The sequence below is a fragment of the Shigella flexneri 2a str. 301 genome, from assembly GCF_000006925.2.
GTDB lineage: Bacteria > Pseudomonadota > Gammaproteobacteria > Enterobacterales > Enterobacteriaceae > ECMA0423.
Window position 1 is genome coordinate 1,990,947 of record NC_004337.2, and the last position, 17,924, is coordinate 2,008,870.

The window sequence follows — 17,924 nt, forward strand, 5'->3', positions numbered from 1 at the left end:
TACGGTTTTTAAAAACGCTTTTGCGTCAAACTGATCACTCACTGACTTGATAATGTCTCCGCATTACACAGACCATGGCGAATTGCCAGGTGAGTCAGCTCAACATCGCCATGAATGTTTAGTTTACTGAACATACGATAGCGGTAGCTGTTCACCGTTTTCGGACTGAGATTGAGCTGTTCTGAGATCTCATTGACCTTCTGGCCCTTAGTGATCATCAGCATAATCTGCAATTCACGTTCAGACAAACTGGCAAATGGGCTTTCTGTTTTTTCTGGTTCGATCTGGCTTAACGCCATTTGTTGAGCGATATCAGAAGCAATGTAACGCTGCCCTGAATAGACAGAACGAATCGCACTCACGACTTCCTGCGGAGCCGCGCCTTTGCTGAGGTAGCCAGCAGCACCTGCCTGCATGACTTTCGCTGGTAAAGGGTTTTCTGTATGGACCGTAAGCATGATGATTTTAACATCAGCTGTGGAACGCGCGATTTTACGCGTCGCCTCAAGACCGCCAATGCCCGGCATACTCATGTCCATTAGCACCACGTCAACGGCATTTGTCCGGCACCACTTAACGGCGTCTTCACCGCACGATGCCTCTCCGACGACTTTTATACCCTTAATATCTTCCAGAATGCGTCGTATCCCTGCGCGCACCAGTTCGTGGTCATCAACAAGTAGAACGTTGATCAAAGGAATATCTCCAGAAATAGGGATAACGCTACTGATAGTTAGTCATTCGTATATTAGCGGTTTTTATTGCAACTTTGAAACGTTAAAAATGGTGGGTATTCGATTTTTCTCTCGTTTTTGTCAATTCGATTGTCCACAGTTATGGTCACGCCCGTCACCAACGGCTTACCGGATCGTTTCACAGTAAGCCCTACGATGAAATGTGACAAAAATTGACTTTATTCAGCAAAAATGAAAATCAGCCCGCTGAATATGTAACATTAATTAACCCGAACAATACGGGCAAAAAACATTCATGATAAAAATATTTATTGGTCATTATATTAACGTATTTTATAGCACTGCCGATATCACGCTCAAAAAACAACCACTGCTATTTTTAGCAAAGCTTATGGTATACTCCGCCGCCTTAACATTTTTCACCACAAATTTTCATTGCAACATGACGAGGAAAATAAATGAGTACGCCTGATTTTTCTACTGCCGAGAATAATCAAGAACTGGCAAATGAAGTCTCCTGCCTGAAAGCGATGCTGACGCTGATGCTGCAGGCGATGGGACAAGCTGACGCGGGCCGCGTGATGTTAAAGATGGAAAAACAGCTTGCGCTGATCGAAGACGAAACCCAGGCTGCAGTATTTTCCAAAACGGTTAAGCAAATTAAACAAGCCTACCGTCAGTAATATAAAACCGGCTGAGAGCGTGCCTTTCAGCCGGTTATTGACAAAATCATCGCTATCTCTGCTGATGTCTTCCCTTCCGCCGTCCATTTCAGAATTTCTTTTTCGCGCTTGCTGAAATTCATCTCTGGCGTCATCACTATTTCATCATTTAAACGCATCAGAGCCATCAGACTTTCGCGCACCAGTAACTGCATTTTTAATTGCAGTTCATCACTAAGAATGGGTATTTCGCGCGTGCTGCAACGGGAAAAGGACAAAAAGCCCAGCGCCCGATTTGGCAGCATTAAATACTGAGTGACACCGCGGCGTAAACCATGTGCGTGCGCGGCTTCCCATAATGGCTGTGCTTCGCTGAATAAGTCATCATTCCACATTAAATGGCCCTGACTAAAGTTTTCAGGGTTCAGCACAGGATCAATTGCGAGAAAATTTTTTGCCTGATAATAACTAACCCACGACTCAGGGTAATTGGTGTAGAAAGCCACTTTAGGTCGCGTGAATGGTACCGGGTGGCGAACACATAACGAATAGTAATCGTACTCCAGCTGCTGAGCCTGAAGCTCTATTTCATGGTAGGCCTCTTCTGCGGCCTCCATCCTCTGAAAACGCAACAGCATCGTGCGACGCCAGCTGAAAAAATCCGTATCCTGCATAGTAAACCGCAACGCCCCTGAGAGTGAGTATCATTTATAATGATAATTCAAACTATCACATAAATAAGATTTATATATAATTTATATTATTCAGGCAATGAATTACTTTTGCAAGCCATCGCATTCTCTTATGTTATTAATGAGTTATGCTGATTTGTTAAGCAGTTTTATCACGCTTGAAATGGCGTCCCGCCCCGACAGGTGAATCGTCGGGGCTGATTTTTTCTTATTATTGCAGCAGAAGCTTCTCGAGGAACTGGCGGGTGCGAGGCTGCTGGGGATCGGCAAATAACGCTTTTGCTGCCCCCTGCTCGACTATCCGCCCCTGGTCCATAAAGATCGCCCGGTCCGCAACATCCCGGGCAAAGCTCATTTCGTGTGTCACAATCACCATCGTGCGCTTTTCCTGCGCCAGCTGGCGGATGGTGTTCAGGACTTCGCCCACCAGCTCTGGATCCAGCGCCGACGTTGGCTCGTCAAACAAAATCACCTCAGGACGCATTGCCAGTGCACGCGCAATCGCAACACGCTGCTGTTGACCGCCAGACAAACGACGTGGATAGCTGGTTTCTTTACCGGCCAGCCCAACTTTCGCCAGCAGCTCGCGAGCGCGCGCCGTGGCCTCTTCTTTCGGTTCGCCTTTGACGATCACCGGCCCTTCAATAATGTTTTCCAGCACCGTACGATGCGGAAACAAATTAAAGTTCTGGAAGACAAACCCGACGTGCTGACGCAACTGGCGAATCAGCGATTTTTGCTGACTTAATGAACGTGCAGTATCAATAGTGATATCGCCAACGGTGATCGTTCCCGCTTCCGGTTGTTCCAGCAGATTTATGCTACGTAGCAATGTGGTTTTGCCGGAACCACTCGGACCGATAATTGCCACCACTTCGCCAGGCTTTACCTCGAGGTCGATACCGTGCAGCACCGTCTGACCGTGGAATTTTTTCACCAGGTTCTTAACTTCAATGGCACTCATTTTGGTTCTCTCTCCTGGCGATTAAGTTGATTCTCAAAATGGTTCTGCAACGTCGATAACACAGTCGCCATGATCCAGTAGATGAGCGAAGCCGCCAGGTACATGGTGAACACCTCCAGCGTGCGCGAGGTAATCAACTGCGCCTGACGGAACAGCTCCGGCACCTGGATTGTCGCGGCCAGCGACGTATCTTTTACCAGACTGATAAAGCTGTTCGACAGCGGCGGCAACGCCACCCGCGCCGCCTGTGGCAAAATCGCGCGACGCATGGTCTGCCACGGCGTCATACCAATACTGGCAGCGGCTTCCCACTGACCTTTATCAATAGAAGAAATGGCGGCGCGCAGCGTTTCGGCGGCATAGGCGGCAGTGTTCAGCGACAGACCAATCATTGCTGACGGAATGGGATCTAATTCGATACCAAACTGCGGCAGGCCGTAATAGATCATAAACAGTTGTGCGATGAGCGGCGTACCACGAAAAATAGAGATATAAAAACGCGCCAGCCAGCGCACGGGCCAGATTGGCGACAGGCGCATCAGCGCGAGAATAAACCCGAGTAGTAAGCCAAAAAACATGCCGCCGATACTGAGTTGCAGGGTATACCCAGCCCCTTTCAACAGGAACGGCAAGGAATCAATAACCAGTTGTATACTTTCTTGCATGAGCGTTCCCGGAGCTAAACGTGGGGATGATAGGCGAACAGCGCAGGCGCGCCGCCGGTATGAATAAACAGAATCGGCCCTTCATCTTTGAAGCGTTTCTGACTGATACCGTCAATCAGCCCCGCCATCGCTTTTCCGGTATACACAGGATCAAGCAGAATGCCTTCCAGACGCGCCAGCAATTTCACTGCTTCCATGCCTTCGTCGTTCGGCACGCCGTAGCCAGGTGCAAAATAGTCATCCCAGAGTAAAATTTCCGCTGATGCGGTCAGCTCCAGTTCTTTCGCAATCGCCTGTTGTAGGTTAACCACTTTCGGCAATTGATCGGCAACGGAACGCGACACGGTCACGCCAATCAGTTCGCTTTCAGGCATCAGGTGTTCCAGCCCAACAGCCAGTCCGGCGTGAGTTCCGGCACTGCCCGATGCGACTACCACCGACGAAATATTAACCGCCCCTTCACACTGTTGCGCGATTTCCAGCGCACTCTCCACATAACCTAGCGCGCCAAGAGCATTAGAACCGCCAACCGGAATGACATACGGGCGAAAGCCTTGTGCTTCGACTCGCGTCGCCAGTTCTTCCAGTTGGGCATTGGGATCGGTCAGTGCGTCGCACATTTCAATCTGGGTATTGAACAGATCCAGCAACAAACGATTGCCGTTGGTTAAATAGTTTTCTGCGGTTGTGCCAATAGGATTTTCCAGCAGCGCCACGCAGTGCAGACCGAGTTTCGCCGCGACTGCGGCAGTCTGGCGCACATGGTTAGACTGGATCGCGCCGGCAGTAATCAGCGTATCGGCACCTTCGCGCAGGGCATCTGCCGCGAGAAATTCCAGCTTACGTAATTTATTGCCGCCCATTGCCATGGGGGTGACCTCATCCCGTTTGATGAAAATTTCCCGTCCAAGATAATCAGAAAAGCGCGGCAGATATTCGAGCGGCGTTGGCGCGCCGATAAACTCCAACCGTGGAAAACGGGTTAAATTATGCAGTGGCATAACAGCCTCCGATGTGTGTTGTTGTGATTTTCTTATTATGCACGCTGAAAACGCGTAAATAAAAAAGGCGCTAGTGAAAGCGCCCTTTTTTGTCATTATGCTGATTATTTGGTCACATCAGCACCAAACCATTTTTCGGAAAGAGCTTGCAGAGTGCCGTCTTTTTGCATTTCCGCAATTGCATCATTCACCGCTTTCAGCAGGTCTTCATTTCCTTTACGCAGCGCCACGCCAGACTCCTGACGGGAGAATGCTTCACCGGTTACTGCCAGCGTATCGTTGGTTTTCTTCACCAGATCCAGCGCCGCCAGACGATCAACGAGGATCGCATCGATACGCCCTACGCGCAGATCCTGATATTTGGTCGGGTCATCATCATAGGTACGCACATCGACACCCTGAACATTCTGCCGCAGCCACTCTTCATAGTTGGTGCCCAGACCGACACCCACTTTTTTGCCTTTCAGATCAGCAGCCGTTTTAATGGTGCCTTCGTTACCTTTTTTCACCAGCGCCTGAATACCGGAAATGGTGTAAGGGGTAGAGAAATCGTATTTTTTCTTGCGCTCGTCAGAAATGGTGACCTGATTAATCACCACATCAATGCGTTTAGAGTCCAGCGACGCCAGCATACCGTCCCATTTGGTCGGTTTTAGTGACGCCTCAACGCCAAGATGTTTTGCCAGCTGTTGGGCAAATTCCACTTCAAAACCGGTTAATTTGCCGTCATCCCCCTGAAAACTGAACGGCGGATAAGTGCCTTCCAGCCCTACCAGCAGCGTGCCGCTCTCTTTGACTTTATTAAGCAGACCTTCATCTGCAAAACTTTTAACGCTCATGCCCGCAACCAGCGCCACGGCCATCACACCCATCAATGCCTGACGTCCCAGATGTGCTAATTTCATATTCACCCCGAATGTTGTTATGTCTGTTTGCAGTGTAGAGCCATTGTTTGTAAACACAAAAACAACTCCGCTACATCTTATTCTTATTTAATATATATCAGAAGCAGGCAGGCTGGAGGATTTCTGCACAAGTCCGGTACAGGTTTGGCGCTGATAGTGTTGATACTTCCGTAATGCGATGCGGTAATTGTTGGTGCTGGTGGTGGGCAGCCACGGGGCGAGGATTTCATCAAGGAAACCGTCCTGCAGCTGATCGAGGGAAATATTTTGCTCATGTAGATGATTACCCAAACGGCGCAGACGAACGACATATTCACGCACCGTACCTGGGCTCATTTCAGTTTGCTCAAAAAGAAATTTCTTAAAGCCGATAATATCGAAAAAATCACTCTGCGTTTTGCAATGTAAATCACCGCAAAATCGGCACAATGCCGCCCATGATTGTTGTTCCGTTTGCCAGCCTTTTTCATCAAGCAGCGTGTCCAGGCGGGAAATCTCGATTTTATTCACTATTTTGCCGTCGCGAACTAAGGTAATGCGATCGAGTAATTTACGGCAATGCGCGCAATGGGTCTGGCTGTGTTTAAAGTCTTTAAGATAGCGGCTTAATGGCCGTCTTTTCAGGTGCTGCACCATCATTAAGAACTCCTGGTAGTCAAAGTTAAAGTGCGGCATTTACTGACGTTATAACTTACCCAGTTTAGTGCGTAACCGTTTAATGGCCTGGCTGTGTAACTGACTGACCCGCGATTCCCCGACCTCCAGCACCGCGCCAATCTCTTTGAGATTCAGCTCTTCCTGGTAATAGAGGGTTAATACCAGTTTTTCGCGCTCCGGCAACGTTTCGATGGCTTCCATCACCCGCTGGCGCAGATTACTGTCCAGCAGTTGTTGTAGCGGGTTTTCTCGCTGATGATCATCAGTAACCAGTTCGATGCTATCGCCGTGCTCTTCACGCCACTCATCGTAGGAGAAGAGCTGGCTGTTATTGGTGTCGAGCAGCATTTGACGATAATCGGCAATATCGATCCCTAAACGTTCCGCTACCTCAGTTTCCGTGGCGTTGCGGCCAAGTTCCTGCTCCAGTTGCCCTATTGCCTGTGCCACTTCACGCGCGTTGCGTCGCACGCTGCGCGGCACCCAGTCACGGCTGCGAAGTTCATCCAGCATAGCGCCACAGATACGCTACACTGCGTAAGTTGTAAATGCCGTTCCTTGTAGGGCGTCATAGCGTTCGACAGCATTAAGTAACCCAATGCCGCCCGCCTGTAGCAGATCGTCAAGTTCCACGCTCGCGGGCAGTCGAACCTGCAGGCGCAATGCTTCGTGACGCACCAGCGGGACATAACGCTGCCACAGCGAGTGTTTATCCATTACACCTTCAGCGGTATAGAGTGAATTCACGATAAACAGCCCTGCGTTATATGAGTTATCGGCATGATTATCCGTTTCTGCAGGGTTTTTAATCGGACGATTAGTGGGTGAAATGAGGGGTTATTTGGGGGTTACGCAAAAAGCCGAATGTAAAAAACCCCGCCGGTGGCGGGGTTTGAGAGGCATTCAGACGATTAACCCTGCAGCAGAGACAGAACCTGCTGCGGTACCTGGTTGGCTTTTGCCAGCACGGAGTTACCGGCCTGCTGGATAATCTGCGCTTTCGACATGTTGGACACTTCGGTCGCATAGTCGGCGTCCTGAATACGGGACTGCGCTTCAGACAGGTTGGTAGTGGTGTTGTTCAGGTTGGTGACTGCGGAATCCAAACGGTTTTGCACCGCACCCAGGGAGGAGCGGAATTTGTCGATGGAGCTGATGGCTTCATCCAGAGCTTTCAGGGGATCGGCTGTCGTAGCTGCTTTTGTTTCAGCATCTGTCGTCAATTTACCATCAGCATCTTTATAAACTGCCTTACCGCTGCCGTTAGTCACTGAACCATCATCCTGTAGGTAAAAATCTACAGTATCAGATGTGGTCAACGCCTCGTTGTTATCAACATAAACCGAATCAACACCTTTTGTTACAGCGCCAGTTGTGCCGTTGACGCTATAACCTGCAGTAGTGAAATCAACATTGTTTCCCGAGGTTGATACAGCTTTATCGAAAGCTGCCTGATCAACTTTTGCACCTGTTACTGAATAAGTAATAGTGTCCGGCGTAGTACTATTACCGGTAAAGGAGATAGAGGTACCGCCAATGTCAATGGTTGTCGCTTTGGTATTATTGGCTGCAAGTGTGGACAGACTAGCCTCAGTCAAAGAAGCACCAGAGCCGTTTTTCGTTAAGCGCCCAGTTGTATCAATGTAGAGTTTATCTCCATTGCTTGCCGTAATTTTACCATCACTGCTGATCTGAACATCCTGTGCAGAACCATCGATAGTAATAGTGCCCTTAGCGGTATCACCAACTCCCGGGGTCAAATATTTCTGAACATCGGCAGCTGAAGCCGTTGTGGTATCAAAAGAGTATGACTTACTTGCACTGTCATACTTGTAATTCGTTGCACTAGCCGCCGTTCCGAAGCCGTTATTAATGGTTGCCTGAACAGTATCACCATCACTAACTCCAGCCAGCAAATCAGACGCTTTAGCAGCATCGTAACCCGCACTCACAGTATATTTGTTGCCGACCACTGTTGCATTAGCAGCTACCAAGTCAGCTTTAGATGCAGCAGTATTAGCCACAGCCCCGCCACCATTCACATTAAACCCATTCAGCCCCAGCGTATCAGAGTCAATTTTCTTCAGATCAATAGTGATAGTCTGGCCGTCATTCGCACCAACCTGAATTTTCATCGAACCGTCTTTTGCCAGTACGTTCACGCCGTTGAACTGGGTCTGACCGGATACGCGGTCAATTTCGTCGAGACGGGATTTGATTTCGTCCTGAATGGAGTCCAGATCCGAATCAGAGTTAGTCCCGGTAGAAGCCTGAACCGTCAGCTCACGGATACGCTGTAAGTTGTTGTTGATTTCGGACAGCGCGCCTTCAGTGGTCTGTGCAACAGAAATACCGTCGTTGGCGTTACGTGCAGCCTGAGTCAGGCCTTTAATGTTAGAAGTAAAACGGTTAGCAATCGCCTGACCCGCGGCGTCATCCTTCGCGCTGTTAATACGCAAGCCAGAAGACAGACGCTCGATAGAACTCGACAGCGCAGACTGGTTCTTGTTGATATTATTTTGAGTGATCAGCGAGAGGCTGTTGGTATTAATGACTTGTGCCATGATTCGTTATCCTATATTGCAAGTCGTTGATTACGTTTTGGGTTTCCACCCGTCGGCTCAATCGCCGTCAACCCTGTTATCGTCTGTCGTAAAACAACCTTTAGAATTTTTTTCACAAACAGCCATTTTTTGTTAGTCGACGAAATACTCTTTTCTCTGCCCCTTATTCCCGCTATTAAAAAAAACAATTAAACGTAAACTTTGCGCAATTCAGGCCGATAACCCCGGTATTCGTTTTACGTGTCGAAAGATAAAAGGAAATCGCATGGCAAGTATTTCATCGCTGGGAGTCGGGTCAGGTCTGGATTTAAGTTCAATCCTTGATAGCCTCACCGCCGCGCAAAAAGCGACGCTAACCCCTATTTCAAATCAGCAATCGTCGTTTACCGCTAAACTTAGCGCCTACGGTACGCTGAAAAGCGCGCTGACGACTTTCCAGACCGCCAATACTGCATTGTCTAAAGCCGATCTTTTTTCCGCCACCAGCACCACCAGCAGCACCACCGCGTTCAGTGCCACCACCGCGGGTAACGCCATCGCCGGGAAATACACCATCAGCGTCACCCATCTGGCGCAGGCGCAAACCCTGACCACGCGCACCACCAGAGATGATACGAAAACGGCGATCGCCACCAGCGACAGCAAACTCACCATTCAACAAGGCGACGACAAAGATCCGATTACCATTGATATCAGCGCGGCTAACTCATCGTTAAGCGGGATCCGTGATGCCATCAACAACGCAAAAGCGGGCGTAAGTGCGAGCATCATTAACGTGGGTAACGGTGAATATCGTCTGTCAGTCACATCAAATGACACCGGCCTTGATAATGCGATGACACTCTCGGTCAGCGGTGATGATGCGCTACAAAGTTTTATGGGCTATGACGCCAGTGCCAGCAGCAACGGTATGGAGGTCTCGGTCGCCGCCCAGAATGCGCAGCTGACGGTCAACAACGTCGCCATCGAGAACAGCAGCAACACTATCAGCGACGCGCTGGAAAACATCACTCTGAACCTGAACGATGTCACCACGGGCAACCAGACGCTAACCATCACTCAGGACACCTCCAAAGTGCAAACGGCGATTAAAGACTGGGTGAATGCCTATAACTCGCTAATAGATACCTTCAGCAGCCTGACCAAATACACCGCCGTAGATGCGGGAGCTGATAGCCAGAGTTCTAGCAATGGCGCACTGCTCGGCGACTCCACGCTGCGGACGATTCAGACGCAGTTGAAGTCGATGCTGAGTAATACCGTCAGTTCTTCCAGCTATAAAACGCTGGCGCAGATTGGTATCACGACCGATCCCAGCGATGGCAAACTGGAACTGGATGCCGACAAACTCACCGCTGCACTGAAAAAAGATGCCAGCGGCGTAGGTGCATTGATTGTTGGCGATGGTAAAAAAACCGGCATCACAACCACCATCGGCAGCAACCTGACCAGTTGGCTTTCGACAACGGGCATTATTAAAGCCGCTACCGATGGCGTTAGTAAAACCCTGAATAAGTTAACTAAAGACTACAACGCCGCCAGCGATCGCATTGATGCGCAGGTCGCGCGCTACAAAGAACAATTTACCCAACTGGACGTTTTAATGACCTCGTTAAACAGCACCAGCAGCTACTTAACGCAGCAGTTCGAAAACAACAGTAATTCCAAGTAATCATTATTCATCGGGAGACAGGTCATGTACGCGGCAAAAGGCACCCAGGCCTATGCACAAATTGGCGTCGAAAGCACCGTAATGAGCGCCAGCCAACAGCAGTTGGTCACCATGCTATTTGATGGAGTGCTGAGCGCACTGGTTAGAGCGCGACTGTTTATGCAGGACAACAATCAGCAAGGCAAAGGCGTCTCTTTGTCAAAAGCGATCAACATCATTGAGAACGGACTGCGGGTGAGTCTTGATGAAGAGAGCAAAGACGAATTAACCCAAAACTTAATTGCTCTTTATAGCTATATGGTCAGGCGTTTGCTGCAAGCCAATTTACGCAACGATGTCTCAGCAGTCGAAGAGGTGGAAGCATTAATGCGTAATATTGCCGATGCCTGGAAAGAGTCTTTACTCTCCCCTTCTTCGATTCAGGACCCAGTCTGATGAACAATGCACCGCATTTGTATTTCGCCTGGCAACAACTCGTCGAAAAAAGCCAGCTCATGTTACGCCTGGCAACGGAAGAACAATGGGACGAACTCATCGCTAGCGAAATGGCGTATGTGAATGCGGTGCAGGAGATCGCACACCTGACTGAAGAGGTTGCCCCGTCCACTACGATGCAGGAGCAGCTCCGCCCGATGCTGCACCTGATTCTCGACAACGAAAGCAAGGTAAAGCAGTTATTACAGATTCGGATGGATGAACTGGCGAAACTGGTCGGTCAGTCATCGGTGCAAAAATCGGTGTTAAGTGCCTATGGCGATCAGGGCGGCTTTGTGCTGGCTCCGCAGGATAACCTCTTTTGAATCTTAATGAGCCGATGGCTCGCGAATAATCCGATTACGGCTACGCTTCTAATATTCCCCTTGAATGGAGTCGAAGAATGCGTAATCCCACGCTGTTACAATGTTTTCACTGGTATTACCCGGAAGGCGGTAAGCTCTGGCCTGAACTGGCCGAGCGCGCAGACGGTTTTAATGATATTGGTATCAATATGGTCTGGTTGCCGCCCGCCTATAAAGGCGCATCGGGCGGCTATTCGGTCGGCTACGACTCCTATGATTTATTTGATCTAGGTGAGTTTGATCAGAAAGGCAGCATCCCTACTAAATATGGTGATAAAGCACAACTGCTGGCCGCCATTGACGCCCTGAAACGTAATGACATTGCGGTGCTGCTGGACGTGGTAGTCAACCACAAAATGGGCGCGGATGAAAAAGAAGCTATTCGCGTGCAGCGTGTAAATGCTGATGACCGTACGCAAATTGACGAAGAAATCATTGAGTGTGAAGGCTGGACGCGTTACACCTTCCCCGCTCGTGCCGGGCAATACTCGCAGTTTATCTGGGATTTCAAATGTTTTAGCGGTATCGACCATATCGAACACCCTGATGAAGATGGCATTTTTAAAATTGTTAACGACTATACCGGAGAAGGCTGGAACGATCAGGTTGATGATGAACTCGGTAATTTCGATTATCTGATGGGTGAGAATATCGATTTTCGCAATCATGCCGTGACGGAAGAGATTAAATACTGGGCGCGCTGGGTGATGGAACAAACGCAATGCGACGGCTTTCGTCTTGATGCGGTCAAACATATTCCGGCATGGTTTTATAAAGAGTGGATCGAACACGTACAGGAAGTTGCGCCAAAGCCGCTGTTTATTGTGGCTGAATGCTGGTCGCATGAAGTCGATAAACTGCAAACGTATATTGATCAGGTGGAAGGCAAAACCATGCTGTTTGATGCGCCGCTGCAGATGAAATTCCATGAAGCATCGCGCATGGGTCGCGACTACGACATGACGCAGATCTTCACTGGGACGCTGGTGGAAGCCGATCCTTTTCACGCCGTAACCCTCGTTGCCAACCACGACACCCAACCGTTGCAAGCCCTCGAAGCACCGGTCGAACCGTGGTTTAAACCGCTGGCGTATGCCTTAATTTTGTTGCGGGAAAATGGCGTTCCTTCGGTGTTCTATCCGGACCTCTACGGTGCACATTACGAAGATGTCGGTGGTGACGGGCAAACCTATCCGATAGATATGCCAATAATCGAACAGCTTGATGAGTTAATTCTCGCCCGTCAGCGTTTCGCCCACGGTGTACAGACATTATTTTTCGACCATCCGAACTGCATTGCCTTTATCCGCAGTGGCACCGACGAATATCCCGGCTGCGTGGTGGTCATGTCGAACGGAGATGATGGCGAAAAAACCATTCATCTGGGAGAGAATTACGGCAATAAAACCTGGCGTGATTTTCTGGGGAACCGGCAAGAGAGCGTAGTGACAGACGAAAACGGCGAAGCGACCTTCTTTTGCAACGGCGGCAGCGTCAGCGTGTGGGTTATCGAAGAGGTGATTTAAATCCATCCCCGACGGCAAGCCGGGGAGATTTCATTACGGCAGTGGCGTCGGTAACGGCGCTTTATCCAGCGCGGCGGCACACTCTGCCGTCGGGCGATCCACACGCTCCATCGTCATACCATCGTACTCAATGGTGTTACCGTCACGCTCAACCTCGTACAGCTCACGTTTTACGGTAACGTTAGTGAGATCATCAGACATCAATGTCAACTTACCCGGCACGGCAATCCCCCGCTGCCACTGACGGCAATCCAAGGTATCGCCCTCTTTAGTGACAATCAGGCTGCCTATCGCTTCCGGACTGACCAGCGCACGTTGCGGCCCTTTGGTCTGCCAGTAGCCCGCCAGCCAGTCCGGCGCGGGGGTTTTCACGACATTGTTATAGTTTTCGACTTCGGCACAGCCCGCCAGCAACATGAGCGCGCCTGCAATTGCGAGTTTTTTCATCATTCGTCCTGCATGAGAAGAAAAGAGGATTGTGGCATTAAAGCTCTGATGTCGCCAGCCTTTCCAGGTTCAGAGAGAAATTTGATCTAACTATTATTTTTGTGAATTATTACCCCGAAAATAAATTTGCATGGTGTATGATTCGCGGCTCTTGTTTCAAACCTTCTGAGTTCAGAGGCTACATTCATGTCATGGCAGCAATTCAAACACGCCTGGTTGATTAAATTCTGGGCACCCATCCCTGCGGTCATCGCGGCGGGTATTCTCTCCACTTACTATTTTGGCATTACTGGCACCTTTTGGGCTGTCACGGGTGAATTTACCCGTTGGGGCGGTCAGCTCCTGCAGCTGTTTGGCGTCCATGCTGAAGAGTGGGGTTATTTTAAAATTATCCATCTGGAAGGATCGCCATTAACCCGGATCGACGGCATGATGATCCTCGGTATGTTTGGCGGCTGCTTTGCTGCTGCGCTGTGGGCCAACAATGTCAAACTACGCATGCCACGCAGCCGTATCCGCATTATGCAGGCCATCATTGGCGGCATTATCGCCGGTTTTGGCGCGCGTCTGGCAATGGGCTGTAACCTGGCGGCGTTCTTTACCGGCATTCCTCAGTTCTCGCTGCATGCCTGGTTCTTTGCCATCGCCACTGCCATTGGTTCATGGTTTGGCGCGCGCTTTACCCTGCTGCCCATCTTCCGTATTCCCGTGAAAATGCAGAAAGTTTCTGCCGCCTCACCGCTGACGCAAAAACCGGATCAGGCGCGGCGTCGTTTTCGTCTCGGGATGCTGGTCTTTTTCGGCATGCTGGGCTGGGCGCTGCTCACGGCGATGAACCAACCAAAACTGGGGCTGGCAATGCTGTTTGGCGTCGGCTTTGGTTTACTGATTGAACGTGCGCAAATCTGCTTTACTTCGGCGTTCCGCGATATGTGGATCACCGGACGTACCCATATGGCGAAAGCAATCATTATCGGTATGGCGGTGAGTGCCATCGGGATCTTCAGTTACGTACAGTTAGGCGTTGAACCTAAAATCATGTGGGCGGGACCAAATGCGGTAATTGGTGGTTTACTTTTTGGTTTTGGCATCGTGCTGGCAGGCGGCTGCGAAACCGGCTGGATGTACCGCGCGGTAGAAGGCCAGGTGCACTACTGGTGGGTCGGTCTGGGCAACGTGATCGGCTCAACGATTCTGGCGTATTACTGGGATGATTTCGCTCCGGCGCTGGCCACCGACTGGGACAAAATCAACCTGCTGAAAACTTTTGGTCCGATGGGAGGCCTGCTGGTGACATATTTGCTGCTGTTTGCTGCGCTGATGTTGATTATCGGCTGGGAAAAACGCTTCTTCCGCCGTGAGGCACCGCAGACTGCTAAGGAGATCGCATGAAAAATATCGTTCCTGATTACCGCCTTGATATGGTGGGTGAACCCTGCCCTTATCCGGCAGTCGCAACCCTTGAGGCGATGCCGCAATTAAAAAAAGGTGAGATCCTGGAAGTGGTGAGCGACTGTCCGCAGTCGATCAATAATATTCCACTGGATGCGCGTAATCACGGCTACACGGTGCTGGATATTCAGCAAGACGGGCCGACCATTCGTTATTTAATTCAGAAGTAATCCCTCATTCCCGCTGTGGCCCACAGCGGGAACATCGTTACCTCTGACACATAGATTTTACCCGCCCCCTCTCCTATTCTTTTCAGTATGATCTCAGGAGGTTGCTATGTGTGGACGCTTTGCCCAATCCCAAACGCGTGAGGATTACCTTGCGCTTCTCGCGGAAGATATTGAACGCGATATTCCCTACGATCCCGAACCCATTGGCAGATACAATGTCGCGCCGGGAACCAAAGTTCTTCTGCTCAGTGAACGTGATGAACACCTTCATCTGGATCCGGTTTTCTGGGGATATGCTCCCGGATGGTGGGATAAACCGCCGCTGATTAACGCCCGCGTAGAAACTGCCTCAACCAGTCGCATGTTTAAACCGCTCTGGCAACATGGTCGGGCAATCTGTTTTGCCGATGGCTGGTTTGAGTGGAAAAAAGAAGGCGACAAAAAAAGCCTTATTTTATCTATCGCGCTGACGGACAACCTGTTTTTATGGCCGCGATAGGTAGCATACCGTTTGAGCGTGGTGACGAAGCCGAAGGATTTTTGATCGTCACTGCGGCGGCAGATCAAGGTCTGGTAGATATTCATGACCGCCGCCCGCTGGTTCTGTCGCCAGAAGCTGCACGGGAATGGATGCGGCAAGACATTGGTGGTAAAGAAGCCTCAGAAATCGCTACCAGAAGCTGTGTGCCAGCAAACCAGTTCACCTGGCACCCTGTGTCGCGCACGGTGGGTAATGTCAAAAACCAGGGCGCGGAGTTAATTCAACCTGTTTGTTGACATCCTCCACGCCCTGAATGACGAGGACCCCTGCTACGTTCAGGCTGTCGCCTGAATCATTTCGGTGGGTTCCTGCTTCAACGAGCGGCCTGACTGCACCATCTCTCCACAGGCAAGAACGGCGTGCCCCGCCGCTAAAATGTTACGAGCTCCATTTACATCGGCGTTCGCTGTATATCCACATACCTGGCATCTGAATTTACTTTGTGACAGGCGATTTTCTTTCGCTGTATGACCACAGCACGCGCAACGCTGGCTTGTGTACGCTGGCGGAACAGCAAGCACCTGACCGCCACGCCAGAGCTGCTTGTACTCAAGCTGGCGGCGCATTTCATACCAGCCCTGATCCAGTATCGAACGGTTTAAACCTGATTTTGCCCGGACATTGCGCCCCGGCTGGCTGACCGTACCCGCTGCTGACTTTGACATGTTGCTGACCTTCAAATCCTCAATGACTATCATTACGTGGTTTTTGCTGACGGTCGTTGTGACTTTGTGAAGGTAGTCCCTGCGGATATTTGCGATACAGGAATGCAGTCGCTGTATTTTGCGTTTCTGCTTCTGCCAGTTGTTGCTGAATTTGACCTTGCGGCTTAACTGTCGCTGAAGTCTCGCCAGCGTCTTCTGGTTTTTCTGAAAACTGTTTACAGGCTCAAAGACTGTGCCATCTGACAGCGAGGCAAGTTTAGCCACGCCAGCATCCAGCCCGACCATTGATGCTGAAGGGTGAACCGGAGTTGATACTTCACTTTCTGCCTGAATACTGATGTACCACTTACCGCAGGACTGGCTGACAGTGACATTTTTCACAACACCCGTGACCTGACGGCTGTTCCGGTAGCGCATCCAGCCAAGTTTTGGCAGAAAAATACGGCTGTTTTCCTGAGCGAGCTTAACGCCCTGCGGATAGCGGAATGCATCATTCTGTCACCGCTTTTTGAATCAGGGGAACGCCGAGCGCTTCTGGAAAAAGTTTTTGCAGGCCTGCTCAGGGTCTTTCAGTGACTGTTGCAATGGCTGTGACGGAGCATCTTTAATCCATTGCGTTTCAGTGGCATTTTTCCACTCAACCAATCAGGAAGCCATTTTCGCGTAAGGGATGTCTTTGTTACCGGCCTTATGATTCTCATTCTGACGTGCCAGAGTACGACTGAAAACGAAACGACATGCGCCTGCGAAGCGCCTCATTTCACGCGCCTGTTGACCACCGGGTCTTAACCGGAATTTGAATACCTGTAGTCGTTTCACAGGGCAAATTATACTTTGGTCTGTGAAAAAAACTGATATCCGACGCGGAAGGCACTGTGTTTTCCTGATGCATGCTCACCGGGTCTTTGTTACCAAGTACCGACGCCAGATTTTTGACCATGACGCGACAGAAAAACTACGCACTTACTTTTCAAATGTATGTGCTTATTTTGAAGCTGAACTGGTTGAAATGGATGGCGAACCAGATCACGTCCATCTGTTAATTAACTATCCCCCCAAACTGGCGATATCCAGTCTGGTAAACAAACAGCCTCAAAGGCGTATCGGGTAGGTTACTGCGACGGGATCGACCAGATATTGCTGCCAGGTATTACCGCAAAGATGTTTTGTGGCGTCCCGGCTATTTTGCCAGTAGCTGCGGAGGTGCGCCAATATCCGTCATCCGCCAATACATTGAACAACAGCAAACACCTGGTCAGATGAAAAAACGAGCCTTATATCCCCGCCCTGAAGGACGGGCTTTTACGGTGCACTGGATAAGCCTGGAGATTATCTACACCTGCATGGACATCATTGTACTATGCCCCGTACATGCTCCATCACATCCTCAACATCAAAGTATTAGAGCCTTGCAAACCATTATGCGTCTCAGTTTGTCTCATCTATCTTACGCAAAAAAAATAGAACTAATATCAAGCGGCGCTATATTGCGTATTAAATAAAACCACCTCAATTACATTAATAAATCTAAATAAATATCATGCAAATAATTTCCATGGTTATTTTTAGGCTATTTAAATTAAAAAAATAAATTATGAGTCAATCATAAATAACAACCTTTAATATAATTTGACTACCAAATTTATATTCGTTCACAAAATAGTCATGCATTGTGTGCAATAGAAACAGTTCAGATAAAAATAGGGATCTACTTCACAATTTAAATGAGAAACTAAAACTTACATCTTGAAATAATCTCATTGATTGGATGAATATTTGTAGTGCAGTGACATCATTTTTAAATAAT

Annotated in this window: 16 protein-coding genes, 4 pseudogenes and 2 other annotated features; of the genes and pseudogenes, 9 read left to right on the plus strand and 11 right to left on the minus strand. The window is 49.5% G+C overall.

The genetic code is table 11. The annotated features are described in order from the left end of the window. Positions 1 to 38: 38 nt before the first annotated feature. Positions 39 to 695, minus strand: coding sequence for a response regulator (gene uvrY, locus SF1957; RefSeq protein ID NP_707801.1), 657 nt, complete (start codon positions 693 to 695; stop codon positions 39 to 41). Positions 696 to 1,153: 458 nt separating this feature from the next. On the opposite strand from uvrY, the gene yecF reads away from it, so the two are divergent. Beyond that, positions 1,154 to 1,378, plus strand: coding sequence for a hypothetical protein (gene yecF, locus SF1958; protein ID NP_707802.1), 225 nt, complete (start codon positions 1,154 to 1,156; stop codon positions 1,376 to 1,378). A gap of 26 nt (positions 1,379 to 1,404) precedes the next feature. Here yecF and sdiA read toward each other — a convergent pair whose 3' ends face one another. From sdiA to fliC, 8 genes and pseudogenes are all read right to left on the minus strand, one after another. After that, positions 1,405 to 2,031: a ftsQAZ gene cluster transcriptional regulator gene (gene sdiA / locus SF1959; RefSeq protein ID NP_707803.2), complete on the minus strand. Its 627-nt coding sequence runs from the start codon at positions 2,029 to 2,031 to the stop codon at positions 1,405 to 1,407. 229 nt (positions 2,032 to 2,260) lie between these two features. Next, positions 2,261 to 3,013, minus strand: a complete 753-nt coding sequence (gene yecC, locus SF1960) for an amino acid ABC transporter ATP-binding protein YecC (RefSeq protein ID NP_707804.1) — start codon at positions 3,011 to 3,013, stop codon at positions 2,261 to 2,263. Continuing rightward, positions 3,010 to 3,678, minus strand: a complete 669-nt coding sequence (gene yecS, locus SF1961; RefSeq protein NP_707805.1) for an amino acid ABC transporter permease — start codon at positions 3,676 to 3,678, stop codon at positions 3,010 to 3,012. Before yecS ends, yecC begins: the two co-directional genes overlap by 4 nt. Positions 3,679 to 3,692: 14 nt before the next feature. After that, entirely contained in the window at positions 3,693 to 4,775 is a 1,083-nt protein-coding gene (gene yedO / locus SF1962) for a 1-aminocyclopropane-1-carboxylate deaminase (protein NP_707806.3), read from the minus strand. 8 nt (positions 4,776 to 4,783) lie between these two features. After that, on the minus strand, positions 4,784 to 5,641 hold the full coding sequence (locus SF1963) for a cystine transporter subunit (RefSeq protein ID NP_707807.1): 858 nt from the start codon (positions 5,639 to 5,641) through the stop codon (positions 4,784 to 4,786). Positions 5,642 to 5,671: 30 nt separating this feature from the next. After that, positions 5,672 to 6,259 carry a flagella biosynthesis protein FliZ gene (gene fliZ / locus SF1964; RefSeq protein ID NP_707808.1) on the minus strand — a complete coding sequence of 196 codons (588 nt, stop codon included), beginning with the start codon at positions 6,257 to 6,259 and terminating at the stop codon, positions 5,672 to 5,674. Between the two features lie 9 nt (positions 6,260 to 6,268). After that, positions 6,269 to 6,988 (minus strand) — a sequence feature (Similar to Escherichia coli K12 flagellar biosynthesis; alternative sigma factor 28; regulation of flagellar operons gi: 1788231 (240 aa). BLAST with identity of 98% in 239 aa. This CDS ontains frameshift. The sequence has been checked and is believed to be correct.). Further along, positions 6,269 to 6,988 (minus strand): annotated as a pseudogene (gene fliA, locus SF1965). Its footprint overlaps the feature before it by 720 nt. Positions 6,989 to 7,152: 164 nt before the next feature. Beyond that, positions 7,153 to 8,805, minus strand: a complete 1,653-nt coding sequence (gene fliC, locus SF1966; RefSeq protein ID NP_707809.1) for a flagellin — start codon at positions 8,803 to 8,805, stop codon at positions 7,153 to 7,155. Between the two features lie 265 nt (positions 8,806 to 9,070). On the opposite strand from fliC, the gene fliD reads away from it, so the two are divergent. The 4 genes from fliD to amyA all read left to right on the plus strand — a co-directional run bounded on the left by fliD (position 9,071) and on the right by amyA (position 12,842). After that, positions 9,071 to 10,477 carry a flagellar capping protein gene (gene fliD, locus SF1967; RefSeq protein NP_707810.1) on the plus strand — a complete coding sequence of 469 codons (1,407 nt, stop codon included), beginning with the start codon at positions 9,071 to 9,073 and terminating at the stop codon, positions 10,475 to 10,477. Between the two features lie 24 nt (positions 10,478 to 10,501). Next, complete coding sequence (gene fliS, locus SF1968; protein NP_707811.1) at positions 10,502 to 10,912, plus strand: flagellar protein FliS; 411 nt, start codon at positions 10,502 to 10,504, stop codon at positions 10,910 to 10,912. Next, complete coding sequence (fliT, locus tag SF1969) at positions 10,912 to 11,277, plus strand: flagellar biosynthesis protein FliT (RefSeq protein ID NP_707812.1); 366 nt, start codon at positions 10,912 to 10,914, stop codon at positions 11,275 to 11,277. The genes fliS and fliT overlap by 1 nt, the downstream gene beginning before the upstream one ends. A 77-nt stretch (positions 11,278 to 11,354) precedes the next feature. Next, positions 11,355 to 12,842 carry a cytoplasmic alpha-amylase gene (gene amyA / locus SF1970; RefSeq protein ID NP_707813.1) on the plus strand — a complete coding sequence of 496 codons (1,488 nt, stop codon included), beginning with the start codon at positions 11,355 to 11,357 and terminating at the stop codon, positions 12,840 to 12,842. A gap of 33 nt (positions 12,843 to 12,875) precedes the next feature. On the opposite strand, the gene yedD is transcribed toward amyA, so the two are convergent. After that, entirely contained in the window at positions 12,876 to 13,289 is a 414-nt protein-coding gene (yedD, locus tag SF1971; RefSeq protein ID NP_707814.2) for a lipoprotein, read from the minus strand. A gap of 186 nt (positions 13,290 to 13,475) precedes the next feature. On the opposite strand from yedD, the gene yedE reads away from it, so the two are divergent. From yedE to yedK, 3 genes and pseudogenes are all read left to right on the plus strand, one after another. After that, complete coding sequence (yedE, locus tag SF1972; RefSeq protein ID NP_707815.2) at positions 13,476 to 14,681, plus strand: hypothetical protein; 1,206 nt, start codon at positions 13,476 to 13,478, stop codon at positions 14,679 to 14,681. After that, the gene (gene yedF / locus SF1973; protein NP_707816.1) at positions 14,678 to 14,911 is read left to right on the plus strand and encodes a hypothetical protein; all 234 of its coding nucleotides are present in this window, start codon (positions 14,678 to 14,680) and stop codon (positions 14,909 to 14,911) included. The genes yedE and yedF overlap by 4 nt, the downstream gene beginning before the upstream one ends. Positions 14,912 to 15,017: 106 nt before the next feature. Continuing rightward, positions 15,018 to 15,671 (plus strand) — a sequence feature (Similar to Escherichia coli K12 conserved hypothetical protein gi: 1788240 (218 aa). BLAST with identity of 94% in 218 aa. This CDS contains an in-frame stop codon. The sequence has been checked and is believed to be correct.). After that, positions 15,018 to 15,671: pseudogene (gene yedK / locus SF1974) on the plus strand. Its footprint overlaps the feature before it by 654 nt. 56 nt (positions 15,672 to 15,727) lie before the next feature. On the opposite strand, the pseudogene SF1975 reads toward yedK, so the two are convergent. After that, positions 15,728 to 16,762 (minus strand): annotated as a pseudogene (locus SF1975). A gap of 241 nt (positions 16,763 to 17,003) precedes the next feature. Here SF1975 and SF1976 point away from each other — a divergent pair. Beyond that, positions 17,004 to 17,619: pseudogene (locus tag SF1976) on the plus strand. Positions 17,620 to 17,924 lie beyond the last annotated feature (305 nt).